Here is a 21113-nt window from a genome sequence, read left to right as displayed (position 1 = left end):
CCTAAAAAGTCTGTCCCAGGGAAAATTGGAATACTTCCGTGTCATCGCCAGACTGGTCGTTCAGCGCCTTGGCGAGGTTGAAGCTGAGCGGCCCGATGGCCGTCAACCAGGTCAGCCCGATACCGGCAGAGGTGCGAATGTCCTGCGCCTCGAAGTCCGCAAAAATATCATCTCGCTCGGTTTCAAACACGTTCCCCGCATCCACGAACAGGAAGGTTCTCACGCTTCGTGACTCCGGCGCAAAGGGCGTCGGAAAAATCAGCTCCATGCTCGCTTCTGTCAGGAAGTTACCACCGATAGGATCCGGGCTTGGATCCGTGGTGCCATTGAGGGCATAGCTCAAGCCTTCAGAGCGCGGCCCCAGCGAGCGGGACTCATAGCCACGCACGGAACCGATACCGCCCGAATAGTAGTTCTCGAAGAACGGCAATACCGCATCATCGCCATAGCCATCACCATAGGCCACATCAGCCCGGGTACGTAATGTCCAGCGCTGGGTAATCGGGAAATACTTCTGCCCGGTCCAGTTGAGCTTGTAGAAGGCAGCATCCGAACCTGGGACAGCAACCTCAAGACCCAAGGTGCTGGACCAGCCGCGATCAGGAAGAATGCCCCGGTTCAGGGTACTCGTCTGCAGCGATGCATTGGCCTTGTACTCGTTGAATTTGGTCCCTTCCTCAATCAAATACTTGGCAATATCCACCGCGACAAAATCACCAACGGTAATATCCGTTTTCTCGTAAGTGCCGCCGAAGCTCAATCGGGAATATTCGGAAATCGGATAGCCAAATGTCACCGAGCCACCCAGACGGTCCGCCGCGTAGGACGCCACCGTGGTTTCATCGAAATCAATTTCGGAATAGAACAGGCTGAAGCCCCGGCTGACCCCGTCCAGCGTGTAATACGGGTTGTAATGGGAGAAGCTGTAAGAATCGCGAATATCGGAACGGCTCAGAGCAAAAGACACCCGGTTGCCACTGCCGCGCCAGTTATTCTGGGTCACGTTGGCACCGAAGATGAAACCGGAAGCATCGGAGAAACCCACGTTGGCACCGATGGACCCGGAAGGCTGCTCTTCCACCTTGTAGTTCACATCCACCAAATCATCGGCATTGGGCACCCGCGGCGTGTCCGCTTCTACCACGCTGAAGTAACCCAGACGCTGCAAACGCTGGCGGGATAAATCCACCAATGAAGTGTTTGCCGGCGCCTGTTCAAACTGACGCAATTCACGGCGCAGCACTTCGTCATCAGTCTTGGCGTTACCACTGAAGTTGATCCGGCGGACATAGACCTTACGTCCCGGATCCACATAGAAGGTCACATCAACCGTGTGATCTTCATCGTTGGCATTATGCTCACGGCCGTTAACTTCCGCGAAAGTGTAACCTTCATTGCCGAGACGACGCTTGATCAGATCGTTGGTATAGGTCACCAATTGCTGACTGAACACCTGGCCTTTCTTCACGATCAGCAAAGGCCGTAATTGGTCCTCTTCCACCACCAAATCGCCAGCGAGATTTACCTCATTCACCGTGTACTGTTCACCTTCGGCCACATTCACGGTGATAAACACACTACGGCGGTCCGGCGTCACCGACACCTGGGTCGATTCGATGGAAAAGTTGATGTAACCGCGATCCAGGTAATAGGAGCGCAACCGCTCCAGGTCACCGCCCAGTTTTTCCCGGGAATATTTGTCATCACCCTTGATGAACGACCAGAAGCCGGAAGAATGCAGCTCGAAGTCTTCCAGCAAAATCTCATCGTCAAACAACTGATTGCCGACGATGTTGATGTTACGAATCCTGGCGGCTTTGCCTTCATAAATCTCGATTTTAAGACCCACCCGGTTGCGCGGCAGCGCCACCGATTCGGTCTTGATATCTGCCCCGTAGCGGCCCTGACTCACATACTGACGCTCCAGCTCGCCCGCGATCGCTTGCAAAGTGGAGCGCTGGAATACTTCGCCTTCCGCAAGCCCGGCTTCTGTCAGACCCTTGCGCAGGTTCTCTTCATCAATGGATTTGTTACCTGACAGTTCAATACGCGCAATGCTTGGGCGCTCGGCAACGATCACCACCAGGTCGTCACCATCGCGACCCAGCTGCACATCCTCGAAATTGCCGGTGGCAAAAAGGCGCTGGACCGCATCAACTACCTGATCACGATTGACCGTGTCACCGGCCTGAATCGGCAGGGAGGCATAGACCCGTTCGACGGGCAGACGCTGGAGCCCCTCTACACGAATGTCGTGGACCGTAAACGGTAACTGTGTGTCCGCATTTAGCAGCGGCGCTGCCAACAGGCAAAAAACCGCTAGCAGGCCCTTCAGGGGGCTGCTCAGAATGTCCCCAAATCTCATGAAAACTGCTTCACCAAGTCGTTGTAAATGGCCAATAACATGAAGCTGACCACGAGCGTCAGCCCAACACCTTGTGCGGCCATCAAGAACCGCTCCGGTAAACTGCGACCGCGAATCATTTCAATGATTCCAAAGAAAATCCAGCCGCCATCAAGCATTGGTACAGGAAGAAGGTTAATCACCCCCAGCGTAATGCTGAGGTAAGCCAGCAATGCCAGGAAACTGGCAATGCCGATAGAGGCACTCTCACCGGCCACCTGGGCGATGGTAATAGGGCCACCCAGATTATCGAGAGAGAGCTTCCCGGTAACCAGTTTCACCAGGCTCGCGCCCACCACGTTGACCTGCTCGACAAAGCGGCCACTCGCGGCACCGACGGCGCCGAACACACCAAATTCCTGCTGGTAAACGCCGCCCAGACCCACACCGATACGCCCGAAGGATTCACCGTTCTCGGTCCGCGTGGCGGGTACCACCTGAAGTGTCTCGATGCGCGTTCCACGCAACAGGCCTACAGTGAGGGATTCACCCGGCGCCGCCATGATGCTTTCCTGCCACTGGGACCAGCTGAATACCGGCTCACCATTCAGTGAGAGCACCTGATCGCCGCCGGTCAGCCCAGCCTGTTCTGCCGGGCTATCCGACTGGATATCACCAATCACTACGGCTTGATTGAGACCCAGAGCTTCCAGTGGCGGTTTATCCAGATCAGCGGACCAAGGTGAGGTATCCAGCTCACGGACCGTAGAGCCCCCACCCGCCTGCTGCACCGTGATGGACAAAGTCTCGGGCTCGCCCAAGTGCAAAATCAGCTCATTGTAGAAAGCGCGCCAACCTGCCAGTTCAGTCTCGCCCACCGCCACAATGCGGTCACCGGGCATAAACCCGGCCTGTTCAGCCACGGAATCCGGCGTGACCGGACCCACCACAGCCTCCAGTCCGCGTTGGCCGTAGCTGAACATCAGCACCCAATAGATCAGCATGGCGAGGATAAAATTGAACACCGGGCCTGCCGCATAGGTAATCACCCGCTGCCAAGCTGGCTTGCCGGAAAACTCACCCGGGGCGCCTTCCGCCGTTTCATCTTCGCGCAGATCCAGCGGTTTCACATAACCGCCCAGAGGGATCGCACTGATCACCCACTCCGTACCTTTTTTGTCGGTAAAACGCAGAATTTTCGGACCGAAACCCACGGAAAAGGTCAGAACACGAACACCAAAGGCGCGCATGGCAAGAAAGTGGCCCCACTCATGGAAGGCCACAATAATCACAATCGTGACGACGAATGCCAGCAACGTCAGCATCCACGCTCCTTAATCCAGCGGCAAGCAACTTGCCGCGCCTGGTGATCAATATCCATGACCGCATCTACATCCCGGCAGGCTGGCGCATCCTGTTGTTCCAGGGTCCGCGCCACCACATCCGCAATGCCCATAAAATCGAGCTGGCCAGCCAGAAAAGCCGCCACAGCCTCTTCATTGGCTGCATTGAGCACCGCCGTTGCCGTCCCGCCAGCCGCCATGGCATCACGCGCCAGGCCCAGGCAGGGAAACCGCTTCAGGTCAGGCAATTCAAAATCCAGACCGGCCAGCGTCGCAAAATCCAGCCGCTTGGCCCCGGACTCCACACGCTCGGGCCATGACAGACCGCAGGCAATGGGCGTGCGCATATCCGGTGTGCCCATTTGTGCCAGCACCGAGCCATCCCGGTAAGCGACCATGGAGTGAATCACACTCTGAGGATGCACCACCACATCCACCATGGCGGGCGGCACATCGAACAACCAGCAAGCCTCAATAAACTCCAGCCCCTTGTTCATCAGGGTGGCGGAGTCCACGGAAATCTTAGGCCCCATATCCCAGTTAGGGTGTTTAATCGCCTGCTCCGGGGTCACCGCCTTCAGCTGTTCTGCACTGAACTCCCGGAAAGGGCCGCCAGACGCCGTCAATAACAGGCGCTCTACTCCGGCATTCACGCCTTCCGTTGGCAGGCACTGGAAAATCGCGTTGTGCTCGGAATCCAGCGGTAACAATGTGGCCCCATGACGCTTGACCGCGTCCATAAACAGGGAGCCTGTCACCACCAACGCTTCCTTGTTGGCCAGCAGCACTCGCTTGCCCGCCGTAACGGCAGCCAGTGTCGGGCGCACACCGGCAGCGCCAACAATACCCGCCACCACCGTATCAGCATCCGGGTGGGCAGCCAGTTCACAAAGGGATTCAGGGCCCGCCAGAACCTCTACCTGTGACCCAACCTCCCCTAGATGGTTCCGGAGGGCCGCTGCTGCGGCAGAGTCCGCCATGGCGGCATAACGCGGCTGCACGGTTTCGCAGAGCCGGGCCATGGCCTGCCACTGCGTGCCGGCGGTGACCGCAAACACCTCATAGCGTTCCGGGTGGCGCACCACCACATCCAGGGTTTGCTGACCAATACTGCCAGTGGCACCCAGCAGCGTCAGACGCTGCCTGCCGGAGCGAACAGCGCGGTGTGAATCGCCTGCAGAGGGTGTCACAAACTGCCCCCCGGCAGGGCAAACCAGTTAAATCCTGCTAAAGCGATGGGCATAGCGGCAGTGACGCTGTCGATGCGATCGAGCATCCCACCGTGGCCCGGCAGAATAGTGCCACTGTCCTTGAAGCCCCGCTCGCGCTTCACCATGCTTTCAAACAGGTCGCCCAAAGCCGACGCCAGCACAGTGAACAAGGCAACCAACATCAGCGGCCACAACTGGGCATCCAGCAGGCCTGCGGCGTAGACGCCCGCCACCACCGCCAGAGCCAGGGCCACACCACCCAGCAGGCCTTCAATGGTCTTGCCCGGACTCACCCGCGGTGCCAGCTTGTGTTTGCCAAAGGTCCGGCCAGCAAAATACGCACCGGTATCCGCCGCCCACACCCACAGAAGAATAAACATCAGCGCCCAGGGGCCCGCCAGGCCCAAAGCGCCATTGCTCTGCAGCTGCACAATGGCAGCCCAGGACGGCACCAGCAGCAGCAGGCCCACCAGTGCCATCAACGCAGGGCGGTACCAGACGCGGGCATTGCCCGGATAGCCCACCACCAGCACCAGCGCCAACAACCACCACACAGGAATGGCATTCAGCAGCCAGGCGGGATGGAAATACTCCGCTGCCGCCATTACCACAGCCAATGCCACCACCCAGGCCAGGCGCACAGCCATGCCGACCTTGCCCATCATCGCCGCCCATTCCCAGCCAGCCAAGACAAAGAACACCCCGGCCACAAGGGCAAACGGCAGGCGGTCCAGCCCGAAAACGGCGCCCAGCACGATTGGCAGCAGCACCAGCGCGGTAATCACGCGCAGCTTTAACATTATTGTTCTCCACTCAAGCTGGCGACTTCATCACCGGAACGACCGAAGCGTCGCTGGCGGCCAGCAAAGTCCTGTAACGCTGCATCAAAGGCTTCAGCGTCAAAATCTGGCCACAATAACGGTGAGAAATACAGCTCACTGTAAGCCAGTTGCCACAACAAAAAGTTGCTTATTCTTTGGTCGCCACCGGTCCGGATCAGCAAATCCGGCGGCGGCAAATCTGCCATCGACAGATGCGGGGCCATGGACTCAGCGTTGACCTGTTCCGGCTGCATTTCGCCGGCGGCCACTTGTTCAGCCATTATTCGGGCCGCATGCGCTATATCCCACTGGCCACCGTAATTCACCGCAATCACCACGGTCATACGGTTATTCACGCCGGTCAGCGACTCCGCCTCGGCCATGCCGTCCTGCAAATCCGGCGCGAACGCCGAGCGGTCACCAATAAACCGGATACGCAGACCGTGCCCGTGCAGCTCTTCAACCCGGCCACCCAATGCCTTCAGAAACAAGGCCATCAGGTGATCCACCTCAGCCTGGGGGCGGCGCCAGTTTTCCGAGCTGAACGCGAACAGGGTCAGGGCTTCCAGGCCCCGGTGAGCAGCCTGGCGAATGATCGCCTGGACCGTGGCCTCCCCCGCGCGATGCCCTTCCTCACCCGGCAAGCCCCGCTTACGGGCCCAGCGGTTATTGCCGTCCATGATGATCGCCACATGGCGAGGCACGGAACCCTGATGGGAATCGAAATCGGGGGCGCTGGAATGCGGTTGATTGTCGGCCATACTGCATCCGCCAATAATAAAAACGGGCTGACGCGCAGCCCGAAATGTCAGTCAGATCACCGTTCGCAAGCAGCGATTAAACGGTCATCAATTCCTCTTCTTTCTCTTTCAGAACACTTTCCACTTCCGCCACCATTTTGTCGGTGAGCTGCTGGATCTGTTCTTCGCCACGGCGCTGCTCGTCTTCGGAGATTTCTTTTTCCTTGAGCAGCTCTTTCAAATCGCCATTGGCATCACGGCGCACGTTGCGCACGGATACTCTAGCCTTCTCCGCTTCCGCACGAACCACTTTAACCAGATCCCGACGAGTTTCCTCGGTCAGCGGCGGCAATGGCAAACGAATCAGCGTACCTGAAGTAGACGGGTTAAGGCCCAGATCAGACATCATGATGGCGCGTTCAATTTGCGGAATCAGAGACTTGTCGAACGGTGAGATCGTCAGCGTTCGGCCCTCTTCCACGGAAATGTTGCCCATCTGGTTGAGGGGCGTCTCTGCGCCGTAGTACTCGATGGTAATGTTGTCCAGCAGGCTGGGGTGTGCCCGGCCAGTACGCACCCGTTTCATGGCCGTATCCAGCGCCTCTAGACTCTTTTTCATGCGGCTTTGCGCATCACTACGAATATCGTCAATCACCGTTGTTCCTCGCTTCTATCAGCGGCTATCGCCAGCGCTTATTGCGCGGCTTCCACCAAGGTACCTTCACTGCCGCCCAGCATCAGGTTGAGCAAGGCACCCTTCTTGTTCATATCAAAAACACGCAGCGGCATGGCATGATCACGGCACAAACAAATCGCCGTCAGATCCATGACACCCAGCTTCTTATCCAGCACTTCATCATAGGTCAAGGTGTCATACTTGACCGCATCCGGGTTTTTCACCGGATCGTCATTATAGACCCCATCCACCTTGGTCGCCTTCAATACCACATCGGCGCTGATCTCAATGCCGCGCAAGCACGCAGCTGAATCCGTGGTAAAGAAGGGGTTGCCGGTACCCGCGCAGAAGATGACCACTTCACCGTTTTTCAGGTGGCGGTTGGCATTGCGATGGTCGTAGTGCTCTACCACACCGCTCATGGGAATGGCTGACATCAGGCGGGTGCGGATATTGGAACGCTCCAGCGCATCGCGCAGGGCCAGGCCATTCATTACGGTAGCCAGCATGCCCATATGGTCCCCGGCGACCCTGTCCAAGCCGGCGCTCTGCAACGCGGCACCACGGAACAAATTGCCACCACCAACGACCAGGCCGACCTGAACGCCAATGCCAACTAATTGGCCGATTTCCAGGGAAATGGCATCCAGCACCTTCGGGTCAATTCCGAAGCCCTCTTCACCCGCCAGTGCCTCACCGCTCAGCTTGAGCAGAATACGGTTATAGCGCGGTGAGCGCTCCTTGTTCGTCGGCATGTCTTTCTCTCCACCACTCATACGAAACCGCCACCCATGAATAACCCGCCATCATCATCATTTTCACCGGCCCAGGCCGGCCTTTCGCTGCATTCAGACGCGCGAGCCTGCGCTGCATAGCACAGTACCGCCCCGCACGATGGTTGCAAGCGCTTTTCACTTTTCGTCATTCAACAGGCGAAAAAAACGCCCTGCTGATCAAGTCAGCAAGGCGTCTTTTCACACATCGAACTCGCAAGCCTTAGCCTTTGGCCGCAGCTTCCACTTCGGCAGCGAAGTCGACTTCTTCTTTCTCGATACCTTCGCCGACAACCAGACGCTCGAAAGCGACGATTTCAGCACCGGCCGCTTTAACCAGCGCACCAACTGTGGACTCCGGATTTTTTACGAACGGCTGATCCAACAAGCTCACCTCTTTCAGGTACTTGTTGATACGGCCGCCGAGCATTTTTTCAACGATCTCAGCCGGCTTGCCTTCCATGTCAGGCTGGGCACGGATGATCTCTTTCTCTTTTTCCAGCACATCGGCAGGCACCTGATCGCCGCTGACGACCATCGGGTTAACGGCAGCCACATGCATGGCCACGTCTTTACCCAGCTCAGAATCGCCACCTTTCAGGGCAATCAGAACACCAATACGGCCGCCGTGAACGTAAGCGCCAATGGCACCTTCCGCTTCCAGCTTGGCAGCACGACGGATCTGGATGTTCTCGCCGATTTTCTGAACCAGCGCCTGACGGGCTTCTTCAACCGTCGCGCCGTCTTCCAGTTTCAGCTCGCCAATTTTAGCAGCGTCAGTTTCACCGGCAACCAAAGCAGCGTTAGCCACTTTGTCGCAGAAGCCCAGGAAGTTTTCATCACGGGCAACGAAATCGGTTTCAGAGTTGATTTCCACCATCACGCCAACAGTGTTCGCGTCGTTAGTAGCAATCACAACACCACCTTCAGCGGCGGTGCGACCGGCTTTCTTGGCCGCTTTGGCCTGGCCGGATTTACGCATATCGTCAATGGCTTTTTCGATATCGCCATCTGCTTCGACCAGCGCCTTCTTGCACTCCATCATGCCAAGACCGGTACGCTCACGAAGCTCTTTAACCATTGCAGCAGTGACAGCAGCCATGATTATCCTCTTAAATTGGGTATGTTTCGGTAAAGCGGGCGAGCCAGAGGCTCGCCTACCATAGATTAACCTTCGGCTTTTTCGCCTTGGGCTTCATCTGCTACCTCGACGAACTCGCTCTCGCCACCGGTCTGGTTCTGGGCGTACTGCTTGCCTTCCAGAATCACGTCAGCTGCTGCTTTCACATACAGCTGAATGGCGCGGATTGCGTCGTCGTTGCCGGGAATGACGTAATCAACGCCATCCGGGTTGGAGTTGGTATCAACCACCGCAACAACCGGGATACCCAGCTTGCGAGCTTCCTGCAGCGCAATATCTTCGTGATCCACGTCGATCACGAACAGTGCGTCAGGCAGGCCGCCCATATCCTTGATACCACCGATGGAACGCTCGAGCTTATCCATCTCGCGCTTACGCATCAGGGCTTCTTTCTTGGTCAGCTTGTCAAAAGTGCCATCTTGGAACTGGGCTTCCAGCTCACGATACCGCTTGATGGACTGACGAATGGTTTTCCAGTTGGTGAGCATGCCGCCCAACCAACGGTGATCCACATAGGGCATACCGCAACGCTGAGCTTCTTCGCTCACCGCTTTCTGCGCTGCACGCTTGGTACCAACAAACAGGATCTTGTTGTTGCTGGCAGCCAGCTTGTTCAGAAACGCCATGGCGTCGTTGAACAGGGGCAGGGTCTGCTCCAGGTTGATGATGTGAATCTTGTTGCGGGCGCCGAAGATGTAAGCATTCATCTTCGGGTTCCAGTAACGGGTTTGGTGACCGAAGTGCACACCCGCTTTCAGCATATCGCGCATCGTTACGCTAGACATTGTTAGTACTCCACTTTGGGTTAGGCCTCCACGCCCCCGCATAAACCCAACCAAATCGGTCTGACTTAAAGACCAGAAGGCACCCAGGGCTATGTGACGGGGCATGTGTGATTTCCTTCCCCACTCATCGGCGGTTACAATGCGACACCGTCGTGTGTTGACCGACGCAGAGCGGGAAAGCGCGCGCTTTATACCACAGCCGCCCCTCGCAGGCAACGAAAAGGTGCCTACCCGGCCCGAAACGCTTTGCCCAAGCCCCGCCCAACTCACTGAAAAAGCAGGAGTTTCCCCAAGCATCATGAATGTCGTCATTAAAACCCCCGAGCAAATCGAGCAAATGCGTGAAGCGGGCAAGCTGGCCGCCGAAGTCCTGGAAATGATCGGCGAGTACGTCAAGCCGGGGGTCACCACCGAGGAACTGGATCGTATCTGCCACGAGCATATCGTCAATAAGCAGCAGGCAATCCCTGCTCCGCTAGGCTATGGCGGCGCCCCAGGTCGCATGCCCTTCCCCAAATCGGTTTGCACCTCGGTAAACCATGTGGTCTGCCACGGCATTCCCAGCGACCGCAAAGCCCTGAAAACAGGCGATATCGTCAACATCGATGTCACTGTCATCAAAAACGGCTGGCATGGCGACACCTCAAAGATGTTTTACGTGGGCGAACCGTCTGTATTGGCCCGCCGACTGGTGGAAACCACCCGCGAATGCATGTTGGCCGGTATCCGCATGGTCCGGCCGGGCATACAGCTTGGCGACATTGGCCATCGGATTCAGAAAATGGCCGAGGGCGAACGCTTCTCTGTGGTGCGGGAATACTGCGGGCACGGTATCGGCGAAGGCTTCCACGAAGAGCCCCAGGTGGTGCACTACGGCAAGCCAGGCACGGGTCTTGAATTACAAGAAGGTATGGTGTTCACCATCGAGCCCATGATCAACGCCGGCAAAGCCGCCAATAAACTGCTGCCCGACGCCTGGACCGTGGTCACTAAAGACCGCAAGTTGTCCGCCCAGTGGGAACACACCATCGCCGTCACTGCCGATGGCTACGAAGTCCTCACTGCCCGCAGCGAAGAAACGGACCTTTATTAAGTGTCATTGCTACCCGCAATATCTCAGGACTCCCTGCTCGACGCTCTGCAGGAAAACGCCCAACCCGGCCAATACGCCCGTCAATATCTGGCTCAGGGGCAAGAACGCCTGAACCAGGCGTTTGAAGCCACCAACATTACCGAGCTGGTCCAGGCCCGAGCGACCATGGTGGATCAGGTGATGATCGCGGCCTGGTCCCTGTTTGGCATGGCCGAACGGGATGATGTGGCGCTGGTTGCCGTAGGCGGCTATGGCCGCGGGGAACTGCACCCCTGCTCCGATGTGGATTTGCTGGTGCTGCTCGCTGACACGCCGGAACAGGCGCTATGCGATAGCCTTGAGCGTTTCGTCGCCTTCCTTTGGGATATGGGCCTGGAAATTGGCCATGCGGTGCGCACCTTGGACGAGTGCGTGGACCTGGCACGGGAAGACATCACCGTGGCCACCAACATCATGGAAGCGCGTACCCTGGCGGGAAACGACACCCTGCGCGGGCATCTGGAAGACCGCACCGGCCCGGAACATATGTGGGACTCCGCCGCCTTCTTCGCCGCCAAGTGGGAAGAACAGACCGCCCGCCACAAGCGCTTCAATGACACCGAATACAATCTCGAACCTGACCTGAAAAACGCCCCCGGCGGCCTGCGCGATGTGCAGATGATCGCCTGGGTCGCCAAACGCCACTTCAATGCCGACAGCCTGGAAGCACTGGTCAACGACGGCTTCCTGACCCCGGAAGAGTACGGTGTGCTGCGCAAGTGCCTGGACTACCTCTGGGAAGTGCGCTGGCAGTTGCATGTGCAAACCGACCGTAACGAAAACCGTCTGCTATTCGATCACCAGCGGCAACTGGCTAGCCGACTAGGCCACGAAGACACCAGCGCCAACCTGGGGGTGGAGCACTTCATGAAGGGCTTCTACCGAGTCGCCCTTGCCCTGTCCGTACTCAACGAAATGCTGCTGCAGCTCTTTGATGAAGTGATACTGCGCAGCGACACCCAGGAGCAGGTGCGCCCACTCAATCGCCGTTTCCAGGTGCGCAACGATTACCTGGAAATCAGCAGCCCGGATGTCTTAGAGCAACACCCAAGCGCCCTGCTGGAAGCCTTTGTCCTGATGGCACAGAACCCGGACCTGAAAGGTATTCGCGCCTCCACGGTCCGCGCCCTGATCTACAATCGCCGCCAGATCGACGACGCCTTCCGCAACAATCCGGTTAACACAGACCTGTTCATGCAGCTGCTACGCAGCCCCCATGCCCTGTTCTCCCAACTGCGCCGCATGAAGCGCTACGGCATTTTGGGTAAGTACCTGCCGGAATTCGGCGGCATCATTGGCATGATGCAGTACGACCTGTTCCATATTTATACCGTGGATGCCCACACCCTGCTGGTGATCAAGAACATGCGCCGGCTACGCTACGAAGACCTGCGCGAAGAGTTTCCGCTGGCCAGTGAAGTGTTCTACCGCCTGCCCAAGCCCGAGTTGCTGTACGCCTCCGGCCTCTACCACGATATCGCCAAAGGCCGTGGCGGCGACCACTCCCAGCTCGGCGCAGAAGACGCCATCGCTTTCTGCCAGCGCCACGGGCTCACCGCCTGGGACGGCAAGCTGGTGGCCTGGCTGGTACGCAACCACCTGACTATGAGCGTGACCGCCCAGCGCAAGGATATCTCCGACCCGGACGTGGTCTACGATTTCGCCCGCAAGGTGGGCGATCTGGTGCATCTGGATTATCTCTATGTGCTCACCGTGGCGGACATCAACGCCACCAACCCCACCCTGTGGAATTCCTGGCGCGCCTCCCTGTTGCGTCAGCTGTATACCGAAACCAAGCGCGCCCTGCGCCGTGGCCTCAACAACCCGGTGGAAAAACAGGACTGGATCGACGAAACCCGCGATGCGGCCCTGCGACTGCTCACAGACCGGGATCACGACGGCGGCAAAATCGAAGCCCTGTGGAGCAACATCGGGGATGAATACTTCCTGCGCGAAACCCCGCGGGATATTTCCTGGCACACCGAAGCGCTGCTCGACCGGGAAGACCCGGACGATCCACTGGTACTGATTCGCGAATCCAGCCAGAGCGTGCTGGCCGGCGGCTCACAGATCTTCATTTACACCCCGGACACCCGCAACCTGTTCAGCGCCACCGTGAACGCGCTGGACAGCCTGGGCCTGACCATTATGGATGCGCGCATTATCACCAGCGTGGACGGTTTCAGCCTGGATACCTACATCGTGCTGGACGAACACGGCACCCCCATCGGCGAAGACTGGGCGCGCATCGAACAGATCCGCAAAACCCTCACCGAAACGCTGAAGTACCCGGACCGCTATGCCACCACGGTGAGCCGCCGTATGCCTCGGCGCAACAAGCACTTTGATGTACCCACCCAGGTGGTAATCAGCAACGACATCGTCAACGATCGCACGGCCGTGGACATTCAGACCCTGGACCGCCCCGGCCTGCTCGCCCACATCGGGCGCATTTTCATGCGCTTTGAAATTCTGGTTCAGAACGCCCGCATTGCCACCCTGGGCGAACGCGCCGAAGACGTTTTCTTCATTACCGACCTTGATGGCGAACCGGTTTCCGACTCAACCTTGTGCCAGGAACTGCAGCAAACCCTCAAGCAAGAACTCGACGACAAGAACAACGGAAACACCTGACCCTATGAATCCAGATCTGGAACGGTTGCACCCCTACCCGTTTGAAAAACTGAAAACCCTGTTCAGCGGCTTGCCCCAATCGGACAAGTCGCCCATTGCCCTGTCCATCGGCGAACCGAAACACCCGTCGCCGGATTTCGTGCAACAGGTATTGAAAGACAACACCGCGCGGTTATCCAACTACCCGACCACCGCCGGCATACCGGAATTGAGCGAGGCCATCGGCCAGTGGCTCAAGCGCCGCTTTCACCTGCAAAATATCGACCCGGCCAGCCAGGTGCTGCCGGTAAACGGCACCCGGGAAGCCCTGTTTTCCTTTACCCAGGCAGTGGTAGACCGCCAGCGTCAGCCGCTGGTGCTAATGCCCAACCCCTTCTACCAGATTTACGAAGGGGCAACGCTGCTGGCCGGCGGCGAACCCATGTACCTGCCCTGCACCGATGCCACTGGCTTGCAGCCGGACTTCGATGCAGTCAGCGAAGACACCTGGATCCGTACCCAGCTACTGTTTATCTGCACCCCGGGGAATCCCACCGGCGCCACACTCAGCAAGGCCCAGCTCAAGGCCCTGATTGAGCTGGCCGACAAGTACGATTTTGTCATCGCCTCGGACGAGTGCTATTCGGAAATCTACCGCGACAAGCCCCCCGCCGGGCTGCTGGAAGCCTGCGCTGAAATGGGCCGCCACGATTACCGCCGCTGCGTAGTCTTTCATTCCCTGTCCAAACGCTCCAACCTGCCGGGCCTTCGTTCTGGCTTTGCCGCCGGTGACAGCGAAGTGTTGAAACGTTTTTTGCGCTACCGTACCTATCACGGCTGCGCCATGCCGATTCACCACCAGCTGGCCAGCATCGCCGCCTGGAACGATGAAAAACATGTACAGACCAACCGAGCCCTGTATCGGGAAAAATTTGACGCGGTACTGGACATTCTTGGCGGCCCCCTTAAGGTATCCGCCCCGGCAGCGGGCTTCTACTTATGGCCCAAAACGCCCATCAGTGACGAAGTGTTTGCCCAGCGCTTGCAAGCAGAACAGAACGTCACCGTACTACCCGGCCGCTATTTATCACGCACCATCAATGGTAAAAACCCGGGAGAAAATCGAGTGCGCATGGCCTTGGTGGCACCGCTGGATGAATGTATGGAAGGCGCCAAACGCATCAAGGCGTTGCTGGATGAGTTACAAGATGAAAGTTAAAAGTTGAAAAGCGCGTGACAGGACAGGCCTGGGCAGGAATCAAATACCCTGCCCGAGAAACAGATGAGCCCAAGCGTGAGTAAGACATCGAGCTTATGCAGGACCATGATCGCGTTTCAACTTTGAACTTTGAACTTTCAACTGCTTTATAGGTTTTCCATGGAACTGACCGTCTTTGGTATCAAGAACTGCGATACCATGAAGAAAGCCATGAAATGGCTGGATGACAACGGCGTGGCCTATCACTTTCACGACTACAAGAAAGAAGGCGTGCCGGAACAACGTTTACGCCAATGGCTGGAAGCGCTGGGCTGGGAAACCGTGATCAACAAACGCGGCACCACCTGGCGTAAACTGGACGATGCGGTCAAGGAATCCATGAACACGGAAAAATCCGTCAATCTGGCCATGGAAAACGCGTCAGTCATCAAGCGCCCGATTTTGCAGAACAACGATTTCATTCTTGCCGGCTTCAAGGCCGACGAGTGGGAAGCCACATTGAAATAACGCCGGACGCCCAGCCGGATGCCCGACGCTCCCTAAATCAGCGTCCGGCCTCCTGCATCAGGCCTCCAGCTCGACGTCAGGAGACATCATGAGTAATTTTTTCGCCATCGCACTGGGGTGCGGCACCAAGAACCGTAACGATAACTGGCTCGAAGTCTTTTACCCGGACCCGGCTCTTAACCCGGACGACAAACTGATCGACGTGATTCGCGACGAGCTGGATTACCAGGGCGGCAACGCAGCCATGGAACTGACCCATCGCCAGGTTCAGCATATTGCCCGCGAATGGCGTGAAGCCGGTTTCGAGCACGAAGCCAGCTATGCCGTAGCGTTTCAGGAATCCGATCGCCCGGTGGTGCTGACCGTTCTGGAAACGGACGCCGAGCCCGCCACCACCCCGGAAGCCTATCTCAAGCTGCACCTGATCTCGCACCGTCTGGTGAAACCCCACGGCGTTAACTTGTCCGGCATGTTCCCGCTGCTGCCCAACGTGGCCTGGACCAATGAAGGTGCCGTAGATCTGGAAGAGCTGCCCGAGCGTCAACTGCTGGCCCGCCTGAACGGCAAGGTGCTGGAAGTGAACAGCGTGGACAAATTCCCCAAGATGACCGACTACGTGGTCCCTGCCGGTGTACGCATCGCCGATACCTCCCGGGTTCGCCTGGGCGCCTACGTGGGCGAAGGCACCACCATCATGCACGAAGGCTTCATCAACTTTAACGCCGGCACTGAAGGCCCGGGCATGATCGAAGGCCGCATCTCCGCTGGTGTGTTTGTGGGTAAAGGCTCCGACATAGGCGGTGGCGCGTCCACCATGGGCACCCTGTCTGGCGGTGGCAATATCATCATTTCCCTGGGCGAAGGCTGCCTGCTCGGCGCCAATGCCGGCACCGGTATCCCACTGGGCGACCGCTGCACCATCGAAGCCGGCCTGTACATCACCTCCGGCTCCAAGGTGCAACTGCTGGACGACAAAGGCGAGATCGCCAACACCGTCAAAGCCCGAGAGCTGGCCGGCCAATCCGACCTGCTGTTCCGTCGTGACACCCTCAGCGGTGCCGTGCAGTGCCTCACCAACAAGAGCGCCATTGCCCTGAACGAAGAGCTGCATAAGCATAACTGAGCCGCAGCACGCACCACGCCTCATGCAGCACGCTTTTCCGTGTTGCGTGTTGCGTGAGACGTGCCAGCGAAGCTGGAGCGTATATTAATGTCCCGCACCCTCGACTACACCAAGGAACTCATCCGCCGCGCTTCCGTCACTCCGGAAGATGAAGGCTGTCAGGACTGGATGATCGAAAAGCTCGAAGCGCTGGGTTTCGAGTGCGAAACCCTGTGGTTCAAGGAAGTGCGAAACCTGTGGGCTCGCCGCGGCAAGCAAGGACCGTTATTCGCCTTTGCTGGCCATACCGATGTGGTGCCCACCGGTGACGTCGCCGCCTGGAAATACGATCCGTTCACGCCCACCGAAGAAGGCGATTTGCTGTACGGGCGTGGGACCGCGGATATGAAAGGCTCCATCGCCGCCATGATGGTGGCCATGGAAGATTTTATCGCCGCCCACCCGGACCATAACGGCAGCCTGGCGTTTCTGATTACCGCTGACGAAGAAGGTCCGTCAGTGAACGGTACCGTCAAGGTGGTAGAGCACCTGGAAGCCCACCAGGAACATATGGATTACTGCCTGGTTGGTGAACCGTCCTCCACCAACACCGTGGGGGACGTGATCAAGAACGGCCGCCGCGGTTCATTGGGTGCAAAGCTCACCGTGAAGGGAATCCAGGGACATGTGGCCTACCCACATCTGGCCCGCAATCCGGTCCACGATGTGGCCCCCGCTCTGGCAGAACTAGCAACGACCGAATGGGATCAGGGCAACGATTTCTTCCCCGCCACCAGTTTCCAGATTTCCAATATCAACGGTGGCACCGGTGCCACCAATGTGATTCCCGGCACCTGCGAAATCATTTTCAATTTTCGTTTTTCCACCGAGCTCACTGACGCCATTTTGCGCGAGCGTACTGAGGCGATCTTTGCCAAACATGGCCTGGACTATGACCTGAAATGGACCCTGTCCGGCCAGCCGTTTCTCACCGATCGCGGCGCGCTGGTGGATGCAGCGGTGGACGCCATCCGTGATGTCACTGAGCTGGACACCGAACTGTCCACCGCCGGCGGCACCAGCGATGGCCGTTTCATCGCCCCCACCGGCACTCAGGTGGTGGAACTGGGCCCCACCAATGCCACCATTCACAAGGTGGACGAGCACACCAGCATCAGCGAACTGGACACCCTCACACAGATTTATCAGCGCCTGCTCCAGCACCTGATGACCAACGGATAACCCCGTTACGACAAAACCATGAAAACAACGTGCCTGATGCCTGCCTGAACGACGGCATCAGGCAAGCGCAGCGCCCCGCTACACATTCAGGCAAACTGCCCCTACTATAAAAACGTCATCACGGATCGGGAGTCACCATGTGGCTGCATGAAATCCCTGTGGGCGGCATGCTGTTCAGCCCCATGGTGCTGCTTGTACTGCTAGCGCTTACGCTCACGTTAATCAGCCACCTATTGCTGCGACAACTGGGTTGGCACAATCAAGTCTGGAAAGGCGCCTGGTTCTACCTTTCCCTGTTCATCTGTTTCGTCGCCCTCTCCCTGCGACTGTTGAGCTAACCTTTACTGAGTGACACAAGGACGCGCCATGCGACAATCGTTTCGAATTCTGGTCACCGTCGTGCTGGTCATTCTGGCCTTAATCGCCGGAAACTGGGTGTGGAATTACTATCTCTATGCTCCCTGGACCCGGGACGGCAAAGTGCGGGCAGAAATTATCACCCTGTCTCCGGATGTGTCCGGCTGGGTCCGCGAACTCAACATTGAAGACAACCAGACCGTCAGCCACGGCGACCCACTGTTCAGCATCGATGACACTCGTTATCAGGCCGCGCAGGCCAAAGCCGAAGCCCAGCTGCTCTACCAGCAGGAAGCACTGCGTCTTGCCCAACACCAATACCAGCGACGCCAAGACCTGCACCGCAGCAACAACAACAGCATCAGCAAGGAGGCCCTGGAAAGCGCCGGCATTCAGGCCCAGCTGGCGAAAGCCAATGTGGCCTTGGCCAACGCCGAGCTGGACAGCGCCAACATCAACCTTGAGCGCACCCGTATTCATGCACCGGCAGACGGCACCATCGTCAATCTGACCCTGCAGGAAGGTAACTTTGTAAACCAGGGCAACCCGGTAGTGTCGATGGTTAAAGCCGACAGCTTCTATGTCACCGGCTATTTCGAGGAAACCAAATTGCCGTTGGTGCACCTGGGCCAGAACGCATCCGTGATTCTCATGAATGGCTCGCGCACCCTGCAGGGAAAAGTCACCAGCGTGGGACAAGCCATCGCCAACGCCAACACCCAGACGGACCGCCAATTACTTCCACAAGTACAACAAACCTTTAACTGGGTGCGACTGGCCCAACGCATTCCGGTGCATATCGAACTGGAATCGGTGCCCGATGACATCCTGCTTGCCGCCGGCATGACCGCCACCGTGCGCCTGCACGACGCACCAGCCAAAAAATGATTTTCCTGCCATGACGTTACCGCCTCGCTTGGCCGTGATCCTCACCCCCGAGCGCCACTCGGTGCTCTTTGCGCTCAAAGGCATTATTGCCATGAGCCTGGCGCTCTACCTGTCCATGCTCATGCAACTGGAGCGCCCCTACTGGGCGCTTATTTCTGCAGTGTTTCTGCAGGTGCGCCCTGAAACCGGCCTGGTGATTGAAAAAGGCCTGTGCCAGATTGGCGGCACCCTGGTGGGCGGCGCCATGGGCCTACTGATCCTCGCCACCTTGTTGCCCTACCCGTTCATGGCACTTTTGGCACTGACCCTGTGGATCGGCCTCAATGCGGCTGCTTCTGCCTGGGTGCGGCAAGCCAATTTCATTTATGGCTTTGCCATGGCCGGCATTACCGCAACCCTGATTGTGGTGATCTCCATCGCCAACCCGACCACCACTTCCAGTGTGGGCATTTTTCATGTGGCCAACGCTCGTGTCAGCGAAATTATTGTCGGCGCGGTTTGTGCAACCCTGGCCAGTAATCTGCTCTGGCCGGCCCGCGTCAGCCATCTGCTACAAAAACACGCCCGTGGTGCCCTCAATAAAACCCTTGCCTATCTGGAACTGGAGCTCAACCCGACCGGCACCCACGCCCAACGTCACATCCAAGTGGACACCCTGTTGCAAAGCATTTTCCCCTTGAGTGATGACAGCAGCGCCGTCCTGTACGAAGGCGCCCAAGGCCCGGGCCGGGCCCGCGCCGCCACCGTCATCTGCCACAAGACCCTGTCGCTGATTGCCCGCATTCGGGTCATCGGCCGCCTGATGCGTAACCACAGTGAATTACTGACACCCGCTCTGCAGGACATGCTTGAATCATTACGTCAGTCATTCAAGCGCATGCGCGAAACTCAATCCGCCGAAGACGCCATGGAAGAAGTGCAATCCCTGCGTCAACAATTGCGTACCGCCAGCGGCGAACAGGACGACGACGCCTCACCACTACAAAGACGTTTTTTCCAGGTCGCCCTAAATTTGACCGCTGACATCATTCTCGCTCTGGAAGCCAACCGGGCCCTGCATTTCAGCAAGGAAATGCAACTGCGCCCACAGGGCCTGAAACCCTACCGTGACCTGCAAATCGCCGCCGCCGTAGGGGTTCGCAGTGCGCTGGTGTTCATGATTGCCGCAGGATTGTGGATCGGCACAGCGAGCCCCATGGCCATCATGCTGATGATCATGCCGGTGATCTTCACCATTCTTTTTGCCCGCCTGCCCGAACCAGATGTAGTACTGCGCCGGGCTACCATTACCTCGGTGCTCGCCGCCCCCGTCGCCCTGTTTTTCACTCTGCCCCTGCTGGCCCTGAGTAATGGAGACTTCCCCCTACTTATCCTGATTCTGGGCGCACCGTTGTTCGTAGCGTTGCTGGCCATCAGCAACCCGTCCACCCTGGCTTATGGGCTCGGTTTCTGCACCCCCTACATCATCTTGGTGCAGCCCGGTAACGCCATGGATTTCGATGTGGCCCGTGTCGCCAGCAACGGCCTGGCCATTTCCGGTGGCATCTTCATCGCCTTCATGATGTTCCGCTTAATCACACCACCCAGCGGGCCCAGCCTTCGCCGACGATTAATTCGCGATACCGCCGCGGACCTGGCGATGATTGGCCATCATCGCCACCGTATCAATGAAGAAGGTTTCAATGCTCGCATGGCGGACCGCCTTCGTTGGCTCACTATCTGTGACAAGGCTCTGCCCGAAGAGCAGCGTCACTTCACCGACCTGGGGCTGACCGGTCTCAACCTGGGTCAGGTTTCGTTATGGGTACAAGGGCGTATCAATACCCAGACATCCCCCACCCTGCAAAACAGCGCCGCACAATGGCAACAGTCCCTGGCCGATGCCTACCAGGCCTGCGCCAGGGGACACGCGGACGGAGGTTTTCGAGACGCCTCCGAGCACCTGAAAGCGGCCATGGCCGAAGCCGGTAATCTGGAGCAACGCAACCAGGAGCTGATTGCCGGCGCCGTGGAACGCATAGCGCTGACCTTCGAGCGCATGGCCTCTCGCCTGGCCGGGACTGCACAGCTGGATGGCACAGCAGGGAATGCTTCCGGTACCGGCTAGGCGGAACTCCCCCAAATTCCTGTCGACAGGCCCTAGCCAGCGTGTTTACTCTATGTTTCCCTAGCGATCGTTTATACGCCCCGAATAGCCCGCTGGCCGCCCACTGCGGCCC

General features: G+C 58.0%; 18 protein-coding genes. 9 read left to right on the top strand and 9 right to left on the bottom strand.

Features of this window, described 5'->3' with window-relative positions:
- Position 1: 1 nt before the first annotated feature.
- The 9 genes from bamA to rpsB form a co-directional block, all read right to left on the bottom strand.
- A complete protein-coding gene (gene bamA, locus ABNH18_RS07680; RefSeq protein ID WP_349382253.1) occupies positions 2–2365 on the bottom strand; it encodes an outer membrane protein assembly factor BamA in 2364 nt (787 codons plus the stop codon).
- Positions 2362–3669: an RIP metalloprotease RseP gene (rseP, locus tag ABNH18_RS07675; RefSeq protein WP_349382252.1), complete on the bottom strand. Its 1308-nt coding sequence runs from the start codon at positions 3667–3669 to the stop codon at positions 2362–2364. Before rseP ends, bamA begins: the two co-directional genes overlap by 4 nt.
- The gene (ispC, locus tag ABNH18_RS07670; RefSeq protein WP_349382251.1) at positions 3663–4877 is read right to left on the bottom strand and encodes a 1-deoxy-D-xylulose-5-phosphate reductoisomerase; all 1215 of its coding nucleotides are present in this window, start codon (positions 4875–4877) and stop codon (positions 3663–3665) included. The genes rseP and ispC overlap by 7 nt, the downstream gene beginning before the upstream one ends.
- Positions 4874–5698 carry a phosphatidate cytidylyltransferase gene (locus ABNH18_RS07665; protein WP_349382250.1) on the bottom strand — a complete coding sequence of 275 codons (825 nt, stop codon included), beginning with the start codon at positions 5696–5698 and terminating at the stop codon, positions 4874–4876. Before ABNH18_RS07665 ends, ispC begins: the two co-directional genes overlap by 4 nt.
- Positions 5698–6480: a polyprenyl diphosphate synthase gene (uppS, locus tag ABNH18_RS07660; protein ID WP_349382249.1), complete on the bottom strand. Its 783-nt coding sequence runs from the start codon at positions 6478–6480 to the stop codon at positions 5698–5700. The genes ABNH18_RS07665 and uppS overlap by 1 nt, the downstream gene beginning before the upstream one ends.
- A gap of 76 nt (positions 6481–6556) precedes the next feature.
- Positions 6557–7114 (bottom strand): ribosome recycling factor, encoded by a 558-nt coding sequence (frr, locus tag ABNH18_RS07655; protein WP_349382248.1) that lies wholly within the window; start codon positions 7112–7114, stop codon positions 6557–6559.
- 38 nt (positions 7115–7152) lie between these two features.
- A complete protein-coding gene (gene pyrH, locus ABNH18_RS07650; protein ID WP_039925879.1) occupies positions 7153–7890 on the bottom strand; it encodes a UMP kinase in 738 nt (245 codons plus the stop codon).
- Positions 7891–8131: 241 nt separating this feature from the next.
- Complete coding sequence (tsf, locus tag ABNH18_RS07645) at positions 8132–9010, bottom strand: translation elongation factor Ts (RefSeq protein ID WP_349382247.1); 879 nt, start codon at positions 9008–9010, stop codon at positions 8132–8134.
- Between the two features lie 65 nt (positions 9011–9075).
- Positions 9076–9834 (bottom strand): 30S ribosomal protein S2, encoded by a 759-nt coding sequence (gene rpsB, locus ABNH18_RS07640; protein ID WP_039925878.1) that lies wholly within the window; start codon positions 9832–9834, stop codon positions 9076–9078.
- A 298-nt stretch (positions 9835–10132) separates the two neighbouring features.
- Here rpsB and map point away from each other — a divergent pair, with 298 nt between their 5' ends.
- The 9 genes from map (at position 10133) to ABNH18_RS07595 (ending at position 21001) form a co-directional block, all read left to right on the top strand.
- Positions 10133–10927, top strand: coding sequence for a type I methionyl aminopeptidase (map, locus tag ABNH18_RS07635; protein ID WP_349382246.1), 795 nt, complete (start codon positions 10133–10135; stop codon positions 10925–10927).
- Positions 10928–13600, top strand: a complete 2673-nt coding sequence (locus ABNH18_RS07630) for a [protein-PII] uridylyltransferase (RefSeq protein WP_349382245.1) — start codon at positions 10928–10930, stop codon at positions 13598–13600.
- 4 nt (positions 13601–13604) lie between these two features.
- Positions 13605–14798 carry a succinyldiaminopimelate transaminase gene (gene dapC, locus ABNH18_RS07625; RefSeq protein WP_349382244.1) on the top strand — a complete coding sequence of 398 codons (1194 nt, stop codon included), beginning with the start codon at positions 13605–13607 and terminating at the stop codon, positions 14796–14798.
- A gap of 159 nt (positions 14799–14957) precedes the next feature.
- Positions 14958–15305 carry an ArsC family reductase gene (locus ABNH18_RS07620; protein WP_349382243.1) on the top strand — a complete coding sequence of 116 codons (348 nt, stop codon included), beginning with the start codon at positions 14958–14960 and terminating at the stop codon, positions 15303–15305.
- 88 nt (positions 15306–15393) lie between these two features.
- Positions 15394–16428 (top strand): 2,3,4,5-tetrahydropyridine-2,6-dicarboxylate N-succinyltransferase, encoded by a 1035-nt coding sequence (dapD, locus tag ABNH18_RS07615; protein ID WP_349382242.1) that lies wholly within the window; start codon positions 15394–15396, stop codon positions 16426–16428.
- 87 nt (positions 16429–16515) lie between these two features.
- On the top strand, positions 16516–17649 hold the full coding sequence (dapE, locus tag ABNH18_RS07610; RefSeq protein WP_349382241.1) for a succinyl-diaminopimelate desuccinylase: 1134 nt from the start codon (positions 16516–16518) through the stop codon (positions 17647–17649).
- A 137-nt stretch (positions 17650–17786) separates the two neighbouring features.
- A complete protein-coding gene (locus ABNH18_RS07605) occupies positions 17787–17987 on the top strand; it encodes a DUF1656 domain-containing protein (protein ID WP_349382240.1) in 201 nt (66 codons plus the stop codon).
- Between the two features lie 28 nt (positions 17988–18015).
- Complete coding sequence (locus ABNH18_RS07600; protein ID WP_349382239.1) at positions 18016–18894, top strand: efflux RND transporter periplasmic adaptor subunit; 879 nt, start codon at positions 18016–18018, stop codon at positions 18892–18894.
- A 10-nt stretch (positions 18895–18904) separates the two neighbouring features.
- Positions 18905–21001 (top strand): FUSC family protein, encoded by a 2097-nt coding sequence (locus tag ABNH18_RS07595; protein ID WP_349382238.1) that lies wholly within the window; start codon positions 18905–18907, stop codon positions 20999–21001.
- Positions 21002–21113 lie beyond the last annotated feature (112 nt).

The organism is Alcanivorax sp. (genome assembly GCF_040118815.1).
GTDB lineage: Bacteria > Pseudomonadota > Gammaproteobacteria > Pseudomonadales > Alcanivoracaceae > Alcanivorax.
The sequence above is the reverse complement of the archived record's forward strand: the minus strand, read 5'-3'. Positions and strand labels throughout refer to the sequence as shown.